The following is a 16,597-nucleotide window of genomic DNA, read 5'->3' on the forward strand; positions in this document are numbered from 1 at the left end:
ATGGTCCTAAAATGGGACCAATCCTCCAACAAAAGGCTTCTCTCATGCGTATTCAGGGTTCAACTGTTCTTGTCACCGGGTCCAACCGTGGCCTCGGCCGTCTCTTCGTCGAGGAGCTCCTCGAACGGGGAGCAGTGAAGGTCTACGCGGCCTCACGGTCCGGCATCGAGGTCGGCCAGCCCGGCGTCGTGCCCTTAGCCCTGGATATCACCGATCCCGCCGCCGTCGCCGCGGCCGCGGCCGCCGCGCAGGACGTCAACATCCTGATCAACAACGCGGGCATCCTCACCCCCACGAGCCTCCTCGAGGGCTCCGCGGACGCGGTGCGACAGGAGATGGAGACCAACTTCTTCGGCACCCTCGAGATGACGCGGGCATTCGCGCCGATCATCGCCGCGAACGGCGGTGGAGCGATCCACAATGTGCTCTCCGTGCTGTCCTGGGCGCATTTCCCCGACGTCGGAGCGTACAGCGCCGCGAAGGCGGCCTCCTGGGCGATGACGAACGCCACCCGGCAGGAACTCGCCCCCCGGGGCATCGCCGTCTCCGCGCTGCACGTCGGCTGGATGGACACCGATATGGGCGCGCACATCCCGGCCGAGCAGAAGTCCGACCCCGCCGAGGTGGTCTCCGCAGCCCTGGACGCCGTCGAGGACGGTGAGCCGGAGGTGCTCTTCGGCGAGCTGACCCACAATGTGCGCGGGGCGCTCGCCGGCGACCTCTCGCAGCTCTACCCCGACCTCACCGTCCGGGACCTCAGGGCCAGCTAACCGGCCGCTCCGTCCCGGACGAAGCTGCCCTCGACCGAAGCAGCGGGTCCTCCAGCCAAGGAGGCCCGCTGCTTCAGGTGGAGGGCAGCTTCAGCCGCCTGCGCGCTCCCAATCAGGGCGCAGAACCGACATCAGGACGGCGTCGATGTACTCGCCGTCGAACTTGAACACCTCCCGCAGGGTGCCCTCCACGACGAAGCCCGCCTTCTCGTAGGCCCGGCGGGCGCGGGGGTTGAACGCAAAGACTTCGAGGGAAATCCGGTGGAGCCCTGTGGCGGCGAAGGCATGGCCGATGAGAAGGCGCGTCGCCTCGGATCCAATGCCGCGGTCCCGCCCCGCCGGCCCGAGCAGAATGCGGAAGTTGCAGGCGTCGTCGTCGGGCTGCCATTCGTTGAGCACCGCCTCACCCACGCAGTGCCCGGTGCCCGAATCGAGGACAGCCAGGTCGAGGCGGTCCGTCTGGTGGGCGCGCGTCCGGTACCAGGTGCGCGTGCGCTCATCCAGCCCCTGCGTCCCGGCCTCCGCCTCCGCGGAGGTGTGGACGCTTCCGGTGAGGCGCCGCACCTCGGGGTCCGCAAGGACCGGCCCCATCGCCTCGATGTCCTCGGCGGTGAAGGGCCGCAGCGTGCACAGGTTTCCCCTGAGGGTGGGCTGCGCGGAAAAGAGGACCGGCGGGGACATGGTGGAAGTGTAGGTCATCCGGTGGCGGAGGGCCCCGGACCGCCGTCCAGCATCCTTGCCACCTTCGCCTCCAGGGAGGCAACCGCCGTGTCCGGCAGCACGATCAGTCCGTCGAGTTCCCGCCGCGCCCGCCGGTACGCGGTCTGACGCTCGGCCGGGCTGGCCGCGTTGTCCAGCGCCAGGGCGAGGAGTTTCCGTGCCCGGGCCAGCCGCTGGCGTTCGGGCCCGGTGAAGGCCGAGTCCTTCAGCCGGCGCGCCTCCGCCTCGGCGACCTGGAAGGCGACGTCGTAGTCGTTGACCGCCGCGCGGTACTCGGCGAATTCGGCGGCGCTCAGGGTGTCCGGCTCGGCCGGGCGGAGTGCGTCGGCCGTGCGCTTGGCGCGGAGGAAGGCGACCGTCAGGGGTTCACGCACGTCGGTCATCAGGGGGTAGTCGATCAGCTTCCCCACGTCGAGTTCATAGTCCAGCCACTTCCGATTGACGGCATCGTGGGCGGCGGTCACCGCTTCCACTTCGCCGATCCGCGCCTGCCGGACCTGCTCGCCCTGGTGCTTCAGGGTGTAAAGCTCCACCCTGCGCTGGTGCCTGCGCTCGTTGGCCCGGGACCAGGACCGCCCCCAGGCAGCGAACACCCCGCTCAGCGGGAAGATGAGCCACCAGTAGCTGCCGGCGAATTCGAAGAGGGGCTCCACGGCTTCATCGTAGTTCCGGTGCCCGCCCGGCGCACCGGGGCCGGGCAGCGGAAGACCCGGTGCGGAGGCGCCGCACCGGGTCTTCCGTTGATCACCGGCGGGTGGTGCGGTTCAGCAGCTGCTCCAGGGCGATCGTCCCGTCGGTCTTGGGCAGCAGGAGCCACAGCACCCCGTACATCGGAAGGCTCACTACCGGAAGCAGGAAGCTCAGGAGCATTGCGATCCGCACATAGGACACCGGCCAGTTGAACTGCGCCGCGATCCCCGAGGCGACGCCCCCAAGGATGCCGCCGGGTGCGCGCTTGACGGGGGAGGAGCGGAGGATCCGGAAGAAGGTGTCCATGGTGAGCCTTTCGTTTGGCTGGGCTTTCGTCAGAGGCCTGCGGTTTCAGTATGGCCGTTATCGCCATCGGGGTCGTCGCCTGCCGCAGATGACCGGCGCGTCATCGAGTAGATGCCACCCACCACGAGCGCGATACCGGCGCCGATGAGCAGCCCCAGGAGCACGATCCCCGGGTCGAACCGGATGCCGGTGAGCAGTGAGACAAGGATCAGGGCCGCGATCGCCAGGATCACCGCCCCCCAGACGACGGTTCCCGTACGCACCCGGCGGGGTACTGCTGACTTTTCGGAGGTACTCATTGGTCGAATCCAATCTCGTTTTGGGACACGCTGACCTGGCTGACCGCGCCGCCGACCTCAAGGATGATCGACGGGCCGTCGGCTGTTTCGTTCAGCTCGGTGGTTCCGGGCTGCCAGAACCCTTCGGCGACCGAGGCGTCGACGCCCTCGCCCGTCCGCACCGAGCCAAGGGCGACCTCCGAGCGGACTTCGACGGGCACGTCGCTGGGGACAAGGACGTCCACATTGCTGGCCAGCACCCGTACCGGGATGACGACGTCGGATCTCAGGTTGTCGAGGCTGCGCAGGTCGAGCGTGCTGCGCCCGGCGACAACCGTGTAGCCCTCCTCCGCGGCCCGCGCCGAGGATGCCGACAGCGGTGTGTCACTGCCGACGACCGAGGCGCCGTCGTCGAAGTTGGCGGCAGCCACCGCGGAGCCGAGGAGGGCGGCGACGACCGAGGCGCCGGCGGCGAAACCGACGAACCCCGAGGACCGCCCGAGCAGGCCCAGGGTCACGACGGCGATGCCCAGAACGGCGGCGCCCGAGGCGAGGGCCACGGGAAGCGCGGTCCGGCCGAGGTCGATCAGGGCCGCGTAGTCGAGGGCGAGGATGGTGCCGGCGGCGAGCACGGCTACACCCAGGCTGAGTGCCACGCCGCTGCCGGTGGGGCCGGGGGTGCGGGGGCGCGGCGGCGGTACGGGGCGCAGGGAGTAGCCCGGAGGCATTGACCCCGGAGGGACGGATCCGGCGGCGAGGTAATCGGACGGCGTGTAACCGGTGGCCGGCGGATACCCGGATCCGGGGAAGTCAGCCGGCAGCGGGCCGGCCGGGCGCGGAGGGACAGCGTCCGTGGCCAGAGGCTCCGTCGACGCGTACTGAGAGCCGGTGGGCGGAGGCCCCGCCTGATAGCTCGTGGCCGGAAACTGCTGGGTCGTTCCGGGCACGCCGTACGCGCCCGCCGCGTATCCACCCACTCCGGGGGCACCTGCCGGCCTGCCGGCGGCTGCCGCGTTGTTCCTGCTGCGCGCGGTCAGCGCCCAGTACACGGCATAGACGGCAGCACCGACCCAGATCAGGGTCCAGAGCACCCCCCAGCCGCCGCCCTCATCGCCGAGGAACGGCAGGTTCGGCCGCCAGAGCCCGGCGATGACCAGGAGCAGCGCCCCGGTCATTCCCGAGGTCCAGTTGCCGCGTCCGGCCGATTCGACGTGGATCCGTCCGTCCGGTTCGGGCAGGAGCGCCCACGCCAGGCCGTACAGCAGGACGCCGATGCCGCCGAAGATCACCAGCACCACGACGATGCCCCGGACCAGGGCCACATCGAGCCCTGTGCGGTAGGCGATGCCTCCCGCCACCCCGCCGATCCAACGGTCGGAGGTGCGGGTAATCTGCAGTGAGCGCATCCGCTCGAAAAAGGCGTTCGACGGCGCAGGGCGGGGCGGCGGGGCTGCCGTGGAGCCGGACCGGGCCGAATAGCCTCCGCCCGGGCCGGTCGAGAAACCGGCCGGACCGGGGACGCGGCCTGGAAGGGCGTCGCCGGTGGGGCGTTCGGGCGGCAGTGGTTCAAGGGGCGGTTCGGAAGTCATAGCCCGATCCTTCCAGTGTGCCGCTGGGCCGGCCATCGGGGGCTGCCCTGAATTCGCCCCTGAGGGAACCCCTGATTGTGCGCCCGGGGCATCCCCGAAGCCCATCGGCGTGCTTGGATTGAGCTATGAAACCGCCCCTGCTGCGTTCGCCCGACGGCCTTGTCGCCGGTGTGTGCGGTGGACTGGCCGTCCACCTCGGCGTACAACTGCGCGTCGTGCGGGTCCTCATGGTCCTGCTGGCCCTGGCCGGCGGTGCGGGGGTCTTCCTCTACGCCTGGCTCTGGATCTTCGTGCCCATGGCCTCGGACCGGGTCGCCGCCCCGCTCCGGTTCGCTCCCGCCGCGCTGAAGACCCCGCCCCCTCCTGCGCTCTTCCTCCCGGCTGCCACCGCCCTGCCTTCCCCGGCCGCGCCGCATCCACCGGCCGCGTCCGCGGAGCCCGGCAACGCCGCTCCGCCGGTGGCCGGTGCGTTCGAGCCGGCGCCCCGGCGGACCGGCGGACGCTTCCGTCCCGGGCGGAAGGAGCTGCTCCTGGGCGTCGCCCTGCTGCTCCTGGCCGGAGTCTTCACCGCCCAGGAGCTCGGCTTCGCCGTGAGCCTGAGGCAGGTCCTCCCCGTCGCCGCGGCGGGGGTGGGCGCTGTGCTGGCGTGGAGCCAGCTCGATGACGCGCGGCGCGAGGGACTGAGGAACAAGGCAGGCGCCGACCGCGCCGCCGGACTGGCCCGGCTCCTGCTGGGCCTGGTGCTGGTCATGGTCGGCGTCCTGGTCATGGTCTCCGGGACGATCTCCTGGGACCTGACCTGGGCAACCCTCCTGGCCACCGGGGCTGTCCTCGCCGGGGTGGCGCTGGTGCTCGCCCCCTGGGCGCTCCGGTTCTGGAAGGACTTCGAGGATGAGAGGGCAGGGCGGGTGCGGGAGGCGGCGCGCGCCGAAATTGCCGCCCACCTCCACGACTCGGTGCTGCAGACCCTCGCCCTGATCCAGAACCGCGCCGGCTCCGAACAGGACGTCGTGCGCCTGGCCCGGGCGCAGGAGCGTGAACTGCGGCACTGGCTCTACTCCGATCCGGCCGGCCACTCCGGCAACCTCACCGAGCGCCTTCGGGCCCTAGCCGGAGAGGTCGAGGACAGCTACGGGCATCCCGTGGAGGTCGTCGCCGTCGGGGACGCTCCTCTGACCGCCGGGCAGGAGGCGCTCGCCCAGGCGGCGCGCGAAGCGATCGTCAACGCGGCCAAGCACGCCGGAGGCACCGTCTCGGTCTACCTGGAGGCGGGGCCCTCCGGATCCGAGGCCTTCATACGGGACCGGGGGCCCGGGTTCGACCCGCTCGCGGTGCCGGCCGACCGCCTCGGAATCCGGGAGTCCATCACCACGCGAATGCAGCGGCACGGGGGCACCGCCACCATCCGCAGCGGTCCCGACGGGACCGAAGTCCGACTGTCGATGCCCGAGCAGGAGAACCGCAGCCATGACTGATGAGCCCGTACCGAACAATTTGCCTCCATCGGTGTCCGTCGTCGTCGTCGACGACCATGCCATCTTCCGCTCCGGCCTCCGATCGGACCTCGACAGCCGGATCCGGGTGGTGGGCGAGGCGGCCACCGTCGAGGAAGCGGTCGCCGTGGTCCGGGCCCGCCGGCCGGACGTCGTCCTGCTCGATGTCCACCTGCCCGGCGGCCGGGGCGGGGGAGGAGCCGAAGTGATCGCCGGCTGCGGCGACCTGGGCGCCACGACGCGCTTCCTGGCCCTGAGCGTCTCCGATTCCGCCGAGGATGTCGTGGCGGTCATCCGCGCCGGCGCCCGCGGGTACGTCACGAAGACCATCTCCGGTGCGGGGATCTCCGACGCCGTCTTCCGGATCGCCTCGGGCGACGCGGTGTTCTCCCCGCGGCTGGCCGGCTTCGTCCTTGACGCCTTCGGCACCGCCGCCGTCGCCTCCACCGGCACCGAACTGGACCGGCTGTCCGCCCGCGAGCTCGAGGTGATGCGGCTGATCGCCCGCGGCTACAGCTACAAGGAGGTGGCCAAGGAGCTGTTCATCTCGGTCAAGACGGTCGAAACCCACGTGTCGGCGGTGCTGCGCAAGCTCCAGCTCTCCTCCCGCCACGAACTGACCCGGTGGGCCGCCGAGCGGCGGCTTCTCTGAGCCGGGCCTACTTCGCGCCGGAGAGGAACTCCTGCAGCCGCGCCACTCCGGTGGCCAGGTCCTCATCGCCGAGGGCGTACGAGAGCCGGAGGAAACCGCTCGGACCGAAGGCCTCACCGGGGACCACGGCCACCTCGACCTGCTCCAGGATGAGGGTGGCCAGCTCGGCGGAGGTCCGCGGGGTGGTTCCGGCCAGGCTGCGCCCCAGCAGGCCGCGCACGTCGGCGTAGGCGTAGAACGCGCCGTGGGGCGTGGGGCACTCGACGCCGTCGATGGCGTTCAGCCCCGCCACCATGGCCCTGCGGCGCCGGTCGAAGGCGGTCTTCATCTCCTCGACCGCGGTGAGCGGGCCCGACACGGCGGCCAGGGCGGCCATCTGCGACACGTTCGCCACGTTCGACGTCGCATGCGACTGGAGGTTCGTCGCCGCCTTCACGAGGTCCGTCGGGCCGACCATCCAGCCGACCCGCCAGCCCGTCATGGCATAGGTCTTCGCCACGCCGTTGACGATCACCACCCGGTCGCCCAGGGCGGGCGCCGCCGCGGCGATCGAGGTGAAGGGAACGCCGTCGTAGGTCAGGTGCTCGTAGATCTCGTCGGTGACCACCCACAGCCCCTGGTCCGCCGCCCAGTTCCCGATCTCCCGGACCGCATCCGCCGGGTACACGGCGCCGGTCGGGTTCGACGGCGACACGAACAGGAGCACCTTCGTCCGCGGCGTCAGGGCCGCCTCGAGCTGCTCGACGGTGACCAGGTAGCCCTGCTCGGGCCCTGCGAACACCTCCACGGGAACACCGCCGGCCAGACGGATGGCCTCGGGGTAGGTGGTCCAGAACGGGGTGGGCACAAGCACCTCGTCGCCGGGATCGAGCAGTGAGGCGAACGCCTCGTAGACGGCCTGCTTCCCACCGTTGGTCACGAGCACCTGGGCGGGGTCGATGGCATAGCCGGAGTCACGCTGCGTCTTCGCCGCGATGGCCTGCTTCAGCTCCGGGAGGCCCCCGGCGGGGGAGTAGCGGTGGAAGCGCGGCTGGCGGGCCGCCTCAACGGCCGCCTCGACGATGTAATCCGGAGTGGGAAAATCAGGCTCGCCGACGCCGAAGCCGATCACCGGTCGGCCCGCGGCCTTCAGGGCCTTGGCCTTGGCGTCGACGGCGAGCGTCGCCGATTCGGCGATCGAGGCGATCCTGCGGGAGACGCGCGGCAGGGAGTGACGGGTGGAAAGCTCGGTCATCGGGTCCCGTTTTCTCGTGAAGAAGTGTGGCAGTCCCAGCTTAGGCTCTTGTCCCGATCCTGCGCCGATCCGTGACGCCCGAGCCATCCGGCCCCCGCCCCGAAGGCGCCGGTTCGACTCTCCGGCGGGTATTGCGTAGACTTGATCCTCGGTGTTGGATCACTCCAATGGTTCGTGCCCGCGAAACGTCCCCCAGGGACCGCAGCGGAGCGGATCGGACGGTGGTCCGGTTCCATAGGGTAGTGGCGCAATTGGTAGCGCAGCGGTCTCCAAAACCGCAGGTTGCAGGTTCGAGTCCTGTCTGCCCTGCGCGTAACCGTCGAGCAGGACGCGGCGGTGCGGCAGTAGAACATCACGAAGTTTCCGGTACAGGCACAGAACCTGCTCGGCATGACTTATGAGTAGTCGGAGCCGCGTGAATGCGGCCCGGCTGGAAACCCACACAGATTGATGAGGTTGAAGGTGACCGATACGGCCGCGAGCAGCTCCAAGGGTAGCCCCGCCAGCAAGGAGAACCCCAAGCGCGGGTTCTTCGCGCGGATCACTCTCTTTGTGCGGCAGGTCATCGCCGAACTGAGGAAGGTCGTCACCCCCACCCGTCAGGAACTGGTGAGGTTCACCATCACGGTGCTGGCGTTCGTGGTCCTGATGATCCTCATCGTCACAGGTCTCGACTATGTCTTCGGAACCGGTGCGGTCTGGGTGTTCGGGGACAGCGAAAGCTGACCCCCCCAGCCGGCAGGTGACGTTATAGCCCAAGCAATACGAAGCTGAAGAAACCCAGAAAGCAGGCAGCTAGGTGTCCGAGCAAGAACTCGAACGGCAGATCACAATTGACGATGGTCTGGAGAACGAGGATCAGGCCGTCGAGGCGGGCGTCGCTGACGACTCCGCCGCCCTTGACGTGCCCGCGGAGACCGCCGCAGAGGATTCCGAGGCAGAAGGTTCGGAAGTAGAAGACTCCGACGTGGAGGCTTCCGACGAGGCCGAGGACGCGGAGCAGTCCGAATCCGGCGAGGCCGAGGCGCCCGCCCAGGAGGACCCGGTTGAGGCCTTCAAGGCCAAGCTGCGCCGGCAGGAGGGTGACTGGTACGTCATCCACTCCTACGCCGGCTACGAGAACCGGGTGAAGGCCAACCTCGAAACCCGCATCCAGACCCTCGACATGGAGGATTTCATCTTCGAAATCCAGGTCCCCATGGAAGAGGTCGTGGAGATCAAGAACACCACCCGCAAGATCGTCAACCGGGTCCGCATCCCGGGCTACGTGCTGGTGCGCATGAACCTCACCGACGAGTCGTGGGGCGCCGTCCGGCACACCCCCGGCGTCACCGCCTTCGTCGGCAACGCCCACAACCCGGTCCCGCTGAGCCTGGCCGAGGTGTTCTCCATGCTCGAGCACACCGTCGTTCACACCGACGCGGCCTCCGGCAAGCCGGTCAAGCAGCAGTCCACCCCGGTCACCGTCAACTTCGAGGTCGGCGAGTCCGTCACCGTCAACGAGGGACCGTTCGAGACCCTGCCGGCCACCATCTCGGAGATCAAGCCCGAATCCCAGCAGCTGGTCGTGCTGGTGTCGATCTTCGAACGCGAAACCCCCGTCACGTTGTCCTTCAACCAGGTCACCAAGATCCAGTAGGACGGCGACGCCAAGCTTCGTTCTCTCCCGGACCGCTTAGCCGGGGAGGACGGCCGGTCATCACGCCATGATGACCACCAACCCACGGGACGCTCCTGTCCCGGGGGACCTAATGCAAGAAAAGGACCCTTTCATGGCCCCGAAGAAAAAGGTCACCGGCCTCATCAAGCTGCAGATCAATGCAGGCGCCGCCAACCCGGCTCCCCCCATTGGTCCCGCGCTCGGTCAGCACGGTGTCAACATCATGGAATTCTGCAAGGCGTACAACGCCGCGACGGAATCCCAGCGCGGAAACGTCATCCCCGTTGAGATCACCGTTTACGAAGACCGTTCGTTCACCTTCATCACCAAGACCCCTCCGGCAGCCGAGCTGATCAAGAAGGCCGCCGGCGTCCAGAAGGGCTCCGGTACGCCGCACACCGTCAAGGTTGCCAAGCTGACCCAGGCCCAGGTCGAGGAAATCGCCACCACGAAGATGGATGACCTCAACGCCAACGATGTCCAGGCCGCGGCCAAGATCATCGCCGGCACCGCCCGCTCCATGGGCATCACGGTCGAGGGCTAACAGCCCTCCACCCGGCCGACGCGGCACCCGCCGCCGAGGCCACCACTAACCAAAATCGAAACTGGGCGCCAGGCGCCCGGTGGGAGTGTGGCAGGGCCCCGCGCGGTCCGCAGACCACAACTGCATAAGGAGAAAAAGCAGATGGCAAAGCGCAGCAAAGCATATAAAGGAGCTGCCGCCAAGATCGAGGCGGAGAAGCAGTACTCTCCGTTCGAGGCGGTAGTCCTCGCGAAGGACACCAACCCTTCCAAGTTCGACGCGACCGTTGAGGTTGCCTTCCGCCTCGGCGTCGACCCCCGCAAGGCCGACCAGATGGTCCGCGGCACCGTCAACCTGCCCCACGGCACCGGTAAGACCGCCCGCGTCCTCGTCTTCGCGACCGGCGAGAAGGCCGAAGCGGCCATCGCCGCCGGCGCCGACTTCGTGGGCTCGGACGACATGATCGAGAAGGTTTCCGGCGGCTGGGTGGACTTCGACGCCGCCGTTGCCACCCCGGACCTGATGGGTAAGGTCGGCCGCCTCGGTAAGATCCTCGGCCCGCGCAACCTCATGCCGAACCCGAAGACCGGTACCGTCACGGCCGACGTGGCCAAGGCTGTTACCGACATCAAGGGCGGAAAGATCGACTTCCGCGTCGACAAGCACTCGAACCTCCACTTCATCATCGGCAAGGTTTCCTTCGATGTTCAGAAGCTGGCGGAGAACTACGCCGCAGCCCTCGAAGAGGTCCTGCGCCTGAAGCCTTCGGCTTCGAAGGGCCGCTACATCCAGAAGGCCACCGTCTCCACGACCTTCGGCCCCGGCATCTCCGTCGACCCGAGCGTCACGAAGGTCCTCGCCGACGCGTAAGCGTCCCGCAGAACCTGACCACCCAGCGGGGGTGGCCGCAGCCACGGCTGCGGCCACCCCCGCTGCGTTAATCCGCATCTTCCTGCCCATCGGCCACCCCTGGCCGGTGGGTGATTTCTTTCCTCGGGCAGCGCGGGCCGCTTCTGCCCACTCACGGCGGTTAGTCGGTGGGCTGGAGCCTCCGAAGGGCCGCTTCCAGTCGGTTCTGCCCACCGGTAGAGGCTGGCCCGCGGACGGATGCGGGCAGACGCGCCCGTTTTACAATCGAGCATGAGCACCGATTCCCTGCACATCGGGCCGGTCCCCGTCCCGCCCGACCTCTCCTCGCCGGACGCCGCGGACTTCCTGGACGTCGTCGAACTCGGCAACCTCGTCCAGCGCGGCGTGTGGGGCAGTGACGACTTCCGCCGCGACGGCAGGCAGGAACACGCCGCGTTCCGGTCCAACCCCTATGAAGAGCGGCTCATCCTGGCGGCGCAGCGGGACGGACGGATCGTGGGCCGGGCCATCATCGACCTTCCGCTGACGGACAACCTTTCGGCCTGCTACCTCGATCTGTCAGTGCACCCCGAGGCGCGCAGCGAGGGAGTCGGAGGCGCCCTCTACGCCGAGGCGGAGCGGTATGTCCGCAGCCGGGGGCGGTCCACCGTCATGGCCTGGAGCGAGGTGTCGCTGACAGCTGACGGCCGCGCGCCGGGGGCGCCCGGCCGGGGCGAGGACCTGGTGCCCGCCAGCGGCGCGGGGAGCTTCCCTTCGGGGGATCCCGCCGCCCGGATGGCCCTCAGCCGGGGGTTCGACCTCGCGCAGGTGGACCGCTGCAGCGTGCTCGACCTCGGCAGCGGGAGGAATGCCGCCGCTGACGCCTTTGCCGCCGCGCAGGCCGCCGCAGGCCCCGACTATGAAGTGCTCCGCTGGGAGGGGCACTGCCCCGATGACCGCCTCGACCAGTACGCCCGGCTCCGCCAGGCCATGAGCACCGATGCGCCCCTCGGGGACCTGGACCTCGACGAGGAGGACTGGGACGGGGCGCGGGTGCGTGAGGCGGAGAACCGGTTGGAGCGCGGTGGCGGCCGCAGCCTCGTCGCAGCCGTGCTGCACCGGCCAACCGGCGAGCTGGCAGGCCATACCGTCCTGGAGCGGTACGAGGCGGCTCCGGCCGTCGCGAACCAGGAGGACACCCTGGTGCTCCGGGCGCACCGCGGCCACCGGCTGGGCATGCTGCTGAAGGCCGCGAACCTGCTGGCCCTGCGGTCCGCCTGGCCCGGCGTGGAACGGATCTACACCTGGAATGCTGAGGAAAACGCCTTCATGCTGGCCGTCAACGTCGAGCTGGGCTTCGTTCCGGCGGGGTGGGTGGCCGGCTGGCAGAAGCGGCTGGGACCGTCCGCCGTGTAGCGGATTTGGAGGCCGCCGCCGCTTCACGTACCCTTGAACTACCAAAGACCGTCGGTCGATGTGCCTCCACCCTTTCCACCAGCAGCAATGCTGTGCGGAAAGGTAAGGAAGTAGATCTGAAAGTTCCCGTCAAGGGCGGCCAACGCAGGTGAACGAAGCTCTCCTCCGCACAGCACCACGTGCCGTGCGTCGAGAAAGCCCCGTGCATCTGCGCGGGGCGTTTTTTATTGGGGCTGAAAAACCGGCTTTTATTCCCCGGAAGGAGGGTTATGGCAACGCCAACAAAGGTAGATGCAGTGGAGGAAATCACTAACGATTTCAAGGACTCCACCGCTGCTGTCCTAACCGAATACCGCGGGCTCACGGTCGCACAGCTCAAGGAACTGCGCCGTTCACTCGGTGCGGACACCAAGTTCGCTGTCGTCAAGAACACCTTGACGGGCATTGCAGCCAAGGAAGCCGGCATCGACGCGTTCGACGGCCAGCTCGCCGGACCCACTGCCATCGCCTTCATCAAGGGCGACGCAATTGCTGCCGCTAAGAGCCTCACGGATTTCGCAAAGGCCAACCCGAAGCTCGTTATCAAGACCGGAGTCTTCGAGGGCAAGCCCCTCAACGCCTCCGAGGTCGCTGCCCTGGCAGCCCTCGAGTCGCGTGAACTCCAGCTCGCCCGGGTTGCCGGTGTCCTCAAGGCACCGATGGCAGCCCTCGCCCGCACCGTTGACGCCCTGCGCGTCAAGCTCGAAGAGAGCAATGGTGCTGCACCCGCGGGCGCCGATGCTCCCGCCGCCGAAGAGACCGCTGCCCCGGCAGAGGCTCCGGCTGAAGAAGCTGCGGCACCCGAAGAGAACTAGTTCTCTTCACCCACCAATCTCGGTGCAGTGCACCACTCACGGAAGGATGCTTTAGCCATGGCGAAGCTCACCAACGAAGAGCTCATCGAAGCCTTCAAGGAACTGTCGATCATCGAACTCTCCGACTTCGTAAAGCTGTTTGAGGAGACCTTCGACGTCACCGCTGCAGCTGTTGCAGTTGCCGGCCCCGCCGGTGGCGGCGACGGCGCCGCAGCCGAGGAGGAGAAGGATTCCTTCGACGTCATCCTCGAAGCTGCAGGCGACAAGAAGATTGCAGTCATCAAGGAGGTCCGCGCGCTGACCTCCCTGGGTCTGAAGGAAGCCAAGGACGTTGTCGACAGCGCTCCGAAGGCCGTCCTCGAAGGCGCCAACAAGGAGACCGCAGAGAAGGCAAAGGAAGCTCTGGAAGCTGCCGGCGCCACCGTCTCCCTCAAGTAGTAGATCCGGCAGCCGGGGGTCCGCCCCCCGGCTTCCAGACAGGAAGGGCCCCGACCTCTGGTCGGGGCCCTTCCGGTTTAATCCGGAACTGCTAGTCGCGCCAGAGCAGGAGCGCCTCGCCCTGCCCGCCGCCGCCGCACAGGGACACGGCGGCCCTGCCGGAGCCGCGCCGGTGGAGTTCGAACGCCGCGTGCAGCGCGAGCCGTGCCCCCGAGGCACCGATGGGGTGCCCGAGCGCGATGGCCCCGCCGTGCAGGTTGCACTTCTCGGCCGGGTAGTCAAGGTCCTTGAGGGACTGCACGGCCACCGAGCCGAAGGCCTCGTTGATCTCGATGAAGTCGAGCTCCGAGGCCGTCCACCCGGCCCGCTTGAGCGCATGGGTGATGGCGTTGGAGGGCTGGGAATGCAGCGAATTGTCCGGCCCGGCAACCTGCCCGGGCTGCCCGGTGACGGCGAGGATCCTCAGGCCCAGCCGTTCGGCGGTGGCGCGGGAGGTCAGCACCAGCGCGGAGGCGCCGTCGGACAGGGGCGAGGAGTTGCCCGCCGTGATGGTGCCCTCCTTGTCGAACGCCGGACGGAGCCCGGCCAGGGTGTCCACGGTGGTCTTCGGGCGGACCCCTTCATCGGTGGAGAGGACGACGTAGTCGCCCCGGCGCTGCGGCACGGTGACCGGCACGATCTCCTCGGCGAAGATGCCCGACTCAATGGCCGCCGCCGCCCGCTGGTGGGACGCCGCGGCCACCTCGTCCTGGGCGGTCCGGTCGATGCCGAGGTTCCGGTTCCCGCGCTCGGTGGACGCGCCCATTGACTCGTTGTCGAAGGCATCGGTCAGCCCGTCGTGGGCGACCGAGTCGAGGGCGGAGATATTGCCGTAGGTCCAGCCCTGACGGGAGCCCGGCAGCAGGTGCGGTCCGCGGGACATCGATTCCTGACCGCCGGCGACGACGATGGAGGCCTCGCCGCTGCGGATCAGGCGGGCGGCGTCGATGACCGCCGTGAGGCCCGAGAGGCACACCTTGTTTACGGTGACGGCCGGAACGTCCCAGCCGATGCCCGCGCGGAGCGAGGCCTGACGTGCCGGGTTCTGGCCGCAGCCGGCCTGCACCACGTGGCCCATGATCACCGTGTCGACGGACTCGGGCGGCACTCCGGCGTTGGCCAGAGCGCCCGCGATGGCGAAGCCGCCGAGCTCAACGGCGCTGAAGGCCGACAGCTGGCCGTTCAGCTTGCCGGACGGGGTTCGTGCTCCGCCGACGATGACTACGTCGTCGGGCGCGTTGGTTGGAAGTGCCATGGCGGGGAGTGCTCGCTTTCGTCATTGAAATCCTGAAGAACTCCCCTTAAGGCTACCGCTCCCCGCCCATTTCAGCTAACGGTTATTAACTGGTTCCCGGAGGGGTAGAGCAGCGGCAGCTGGAGCGTAAGCCAGGGGCTGAAGGCCCAGGGCGTGGCCTCCACGGCGTTGACCAGGCAGCCGGGCTCGACCCACTGAACGTCCATGACCTCCTCCGGAGACGGGTCGATCGGACCATCGATCACCGCGGTGAAGACCGGGCAGATTTCGTTTTCGACGATGCCCGAGGCATCGACGGCACGGTAGCGGAAATCGGGAAGCGCAGGCGTGATCGAGCGGACGGTCATTCCGAGCTCCTGACGCGCGCGGCGCACCACCGCCTCCTCCGGCGTCTCGCCGGGCCCCGGGTGTCCGCAGAAGGAGTTGGTCCACACGCCGGGCCAGGCCTTCTTGGTCAGCGCACGGCGAGTCACGAGGATCTGTCCGGCGTCGTTGAAGACATGGGTGGAGAAGGCGAAGTGAAGGGGAGTGGCCTCGGTGTGGACACTCGCCTTGTCCTGGGTGCCGATGGGCTTGCCGTCCTCGGCCAGCAGCACCACCAGTTCGGGGTCGGCGGGGTGCTCGTCAAGATGTCGCGCCATTGTCCTCATCCCGGTCGTCTCCCGCAAGGATTCCGGGAGGTTTTCCCACGGCGGCTTGCTGCCCGGCCGTGCGGTGGTCCGCCTGGTTAGTTGCAGGCGGCTTGTCCGTGTTTACTTTACCTATGAACATCGACGATCTGTTGGTCGAGCCGGAGGGGCTCGAGCAGGTCGAGGACGTGCTCCGGTGTTTCTTTGAAAGGTCCCGGCAGCGGGCCGCCTCGGTGGGCCCCGGGTACCTGGGGCTGTGGGAAACGCTTGAAGCGTGCACCGCCGGTGGCAAACGCTTCCGCCCGCGCCTGGTGCTCTCCGCCTACTCCCTGCTGGGTGGAACGGACCTGGCCAGCGCCGCCCTGGTCGGTGCGTCCTTCGAACTGCTGCATACGGCGTTCATCATCCACGACGACGTGATCGACAGGGACTTCGTGCGCCGGGGCGTCCCCAACGTATCCGGCCGCTACCGCGCGATCGCGCGCGACGCCGGTATGGCCCCCGCCGCCGCCGACCACATCGGCTTCTCCGCCGGGGTCATTGCCGGGGACCTCGCGCTCTCCAACGCCTACCGGCTCCTCGACCGGGTGCACACCGGCCCGGCGACCCACCGCCGGCTCAACGAGATCCTCGACGAGGCGGTGTTCGCTTCGGCGGCGGGGGAGTACCTCGACATCGAGGCGATGCTGGCCCCGCGGATGCCACCGCTTGAGGACATCCTGCACATGGCCCGGCTGAAGACCTCCGTCTACTCCTTCGAAGGGCCCCTGCAGGCCGGGGCTGTGCTCGCCGGTGCGGAGGACCCCCTGGTGGACTGCCTGGGCGACTTCGGCCGCGACGCCGGCATCGCCTTCCAGATCGCCGACGACCTCCTGGGGGTCTTCGGCAGTGAATCCCGCACGGGCAAGACGAACTGGGGGGACCTGCGCGAAGGCAAGCGGACGGCCCTGATGTCCTTCGTCGCGGACCGCCCGGAATGGGAGGAGATCTCCTCCCTTGTCGGGTCGCCGGCGATGTCCGCCGCCGACGCCGACTACGTCCGCCGGGTCCTCGAGGACTCGGGGGCCCGCGAGTACTCGGCGGGGCTCGCCGTCGACTATGCCTCCCGCGCCCGGCGCCACCTCGACTCCGACCTCGTGCCGCGCGGGCTGCGCGATGTACTTCAACCGGTGGCCTCCGCGGCCGTGGACAGGACACGGTGA

General features: G+C 68.7%; 19 protein-coding genes and 1 tRNA gene. 12 read left to right on the plus strand and 8 right to left on the minus strand.

The genetic code is table 11. From position 1 onward, the window contains the following. The first annotated feature begins 44 nt into the window (after window positions 1-44). A complete protein-coding gene (locus E2F48_RS10455; RefSeq protein WP_133403910.1) occupies window positions 45-770 on the plus strand; it encodes an SDR family oxidoreductase in 726 nt (241 codons plus the stop codon). 90 nt (window positions 771-860) lie between these two features. Here E2F48_RS10455 and E2F48_RS10460 read toward each other — a convergent pair whose 3' ends face one another. From E2F48_RS10460 to E2F48_RS10480, 5 genes are all read right to left on the minus strand, one after another. Continuing rightward, entirely contained in the window at window positions 861-1,451 is a 591-nt protein-coding gene (locus E2F48_RS10460; RefSeq protein WP_133403911.1) for a GNAT family N-acetyltransferase, read from the minus strand. Between the two features lie 14 nt (window positions 1,452-1,465). Then, window positions 1,466-2,143 carry a hypothetical protein gene (locus E2F48_RS10465; protein ID WP_133403912.1) on the minus strand — a complete coding sequence of 226 codons (678 nt, stop codon included), beginning with the start codon at window positions 2,141-2,143 and terminating at the stop codon, window positions 1,466-1,468. 91 nt (window positions 2,144-2,234) lie between these two features. Continuing rightward, window positions 2,235-2,486 carry a PspC domain-containing protein gene (locus E2F48_RS10470; protein WP_133403913.1) on the minus strand — a complete coding sequence of 84 codons (252 nt, stop codon included), beginning with the start codon at window positions 2,484-2,486 and terminating at the stop codon, window positions 2,235-2,237. A 29-nt stretch (window positions 2,487-2,515) separates the two neighbouring features. Next, window positions 2,516-2,785, minus strand: a complete 270-nt coding sequence (locus tag E2F48_RS10475; protein WP_133403914.1) for a hypothetical protein — start codon at window positions 2,783-2,785, stop codon at window positions 2,516-2,518. Further along, window positions 2,782-4,353 carry a PspC domain-containing protein gene (locus E2F48_RS10480; protein ID WP_165968742.1) on the minus strand — a complete coding sequence of 524 codons (1,572 nt, stop codon included), beginning with the start codon at window positions 4,351-4,353 and terminating at the stop codon, window positions 2,782-2,784. Before E2F48_RS10480 ends, E2F48_RS10475 begins: the two co-directional genes overlap by 4 nt. A 125-nt stretch (window positions 4,354-4,478) precedes the next feature. Between E2F48_RS10480 and E2F48_RS10485 the strand changes: the two genes are divergently transcribed. Both E2F48_RS10485 and E2F48_RS10490 read left to right on the plus strand, forming a co-directional pair. Continuing rightward, window positions 4,479-5,828 (plus strand): ATP-binding protein, encoded by a 1,350-nt coding sequence (locus E2F48_RS10485; RefSeq protein ID WP_133403916.1) that lies wholly within the window; start codon window positions 4,479-4,481, stop codon window positions 5,826-5,828. Continuing rightward, on the plus strand, window positions 5,821-6,498 hold the full coding sequence (locus tag E2F48_RS10490; RefSeq protein WP_133403917.1) for a LuxR C-terminal-related transcriptional regulator: 678 nt from the start codon (window positions 5,821-5,823) through the stop codon (window positions 6,496-6,498). Before E2F48_RS10485 ends, E2F48_RS10490 begins: the two co-directional genes overlap by 8 nt. Before the next feature lie 7 nt (window positions 6,499-6,505). Here E2F48_RS10490 and E2F48_RS10495 read toward each other — a convergent pair whose 3' ends face one another. Then, window positions 6,506-7,732, minus strand: coding sequence for a pyridoxal phosphate-dependent aminotransferase (locus E2F48_RS10495; RefSeq protein ID WP_133403918.1), 1,227 nt, complete (start codon window positions 7,730-7,732; stop codon window positions 6,506-6,508). Window positions 7,733-7,968: 236 nt separating this feature from the next. Between E2F48_RS10495 and E2F48_RS10500 the strand changes: the two genes are divergently transcribed. The 8 genes from E2F48_RS10500 to rplL all read left to right on the plus strand — a co-directional run bounded on the left by E2F48_RS10500 (window position 7,969) and on the right by rplL (window position 13,472). After that, a tRNA-Trp gene (locus E2F48_RS10500) sits at window positions 7,969-8,041 on the plus strand. 141 nt (window positions 8,042-8,182) lie between these two features. Further along, complete coding sequence (secE, locus tag E2F48_RS10505; RefSeq protein ID WP_185149811.1) at window positions 8,183-8,458, plus strand: preprotein translocase subunit SecE; 276 nt, start codon at window positions 8,183-8,185, stop codon at window positions 8,456-8,458. Window positions 8,459-8,531: 73 nt separating this feature from the next. After that, window positions 8,532-9,371 (plus strand): transcription termination/antitermination protein NusG, encoded by an 840-nt coding sequence (nusG, locus tag E2F48_RS10510; protein ID WP_185149812.1) that lies wholly within the window; start codon window positions 8,532-8,534, stop codon window positions 9,369-9,371. Between the two features lie 133 nt (window positions 9,372-9,504). Then, the gene (rplK, locus tag E2F48_RS10515; protein WP_133403920.1) at window positions 9,505-9,936 is read left to right on the plus strand and encodes a 50S ribosomal protein L11; all 432 of its coding nucleotides are present in this window, start codon (window positions 9,505-9,507) and stop codon (window positions 9,934-9,936) included. Between the two features lie 141 nt (window positions 9,937-10,077). After that, window positions 10,078-10,785, plus strand: a complete 708-nt coding sequence (gene rplA, locus E2F48_RS10520; protein WP_133403921.1) for a 50S ribosomal protein L1 — start codon at window positions 10,078-10,080, stop codon at window positions 10,783-10,785. A gap of 270 nt (window positions 10,786-11,055) precedes the next feature. Then, complete coding sequence (locus E2F48_RS10525; protein ID WP_165968743.1) at window positions 11,056-12,180, plus strand: GNAT family N-acetyltransferase; 1,125 nt, start codon at window positions 11,056-11,058, stop codon at window positions 12,178-12,180. Window positions 12,181-12,449: 269 nt separating this feature from the next. After that, the gene (gene rplJ, locus E2F48_RS10530) at window positions 12,450-13,034 is read left to right on the plus strand and encodes a 50S ribosomal protein L10 (RefSeq protein ID WP_133403923.1); all 585 of its coding nucleotides are present in this window, start codon (window positions 12,450-12,452) and stop codon (window positions 13,032-13,034) included. A 57-nt stretch (window positions 13,035-13,091) separates the two neighbouring features. Further along, a complete protein-coding gene (gene rplL, locus E2F48_RS10535; RefSeq protein ID WP_133403924.1) occupies window positions 13,092-13,472 on the plus strand; it encodes a 50S ribosomal protein L7/L12 in 381 nt (126 codons plus the stop codon). 91 nt (window positions 13,473-13,563) lie between these two features. Here rplL and E2F48_RS10540 read toward each other — a convergent pair whose 3' ends face one another. Together E2F48_RS10540 and idi are read right to left on the minus strand one after the other, a co-directional pair. Further along, window positions 13,564-14,766: an acetyl-CoA C-acetyltransferase gene (locus tag E2F48_RS10540; RefSeq protein WP_133403925.1), complete on the minus strand. Its 1,203-nt coding sequence runs from the start codon at window positions 14,764-14,766 to the stop codon at window positions 13,564-13,566. A 71-nt stretch (window positions 14,767-14,837) separates the two neighbouring features. After that, window positions 14,838-15,407, minus strand: a complete 570-nt coding sequence (gene idi, locus E2F48_RS10545) for an isopentenyl-diphosphate Delta-isomerase (protein ID WP_133403926.1) — start codon at window positions 15,405-15,407, stop codon at window positions 14,838-14,840. 122 nt (window positions 15,408-15,529) lie between these two features. Here idi and E2F48_RS10550 point away from each other — a divergent pair, with 122 nt between their 5' ends. Continuing rightward, window positions 15,530-16,597: a polyprenyl synthetase family protein gene (locus E2F48_RS10550; RefSeq protein ID WP_133403927.1), complete on the plus strand. Its 1,068-nt coding sequence runs from the start codon at window positions 15,530-15,532 to the stop codon at window positions 16,595-16,597.

The organism is Arthrobacter crusticola, from assembly GCF_004357995.1.
GTDB lineage: Bacteria > Actinomycetota > Actinomycetes > Actinomycetales > Micrococcaceae > Arthrobacter_D > Arthrobacter_D crusticola.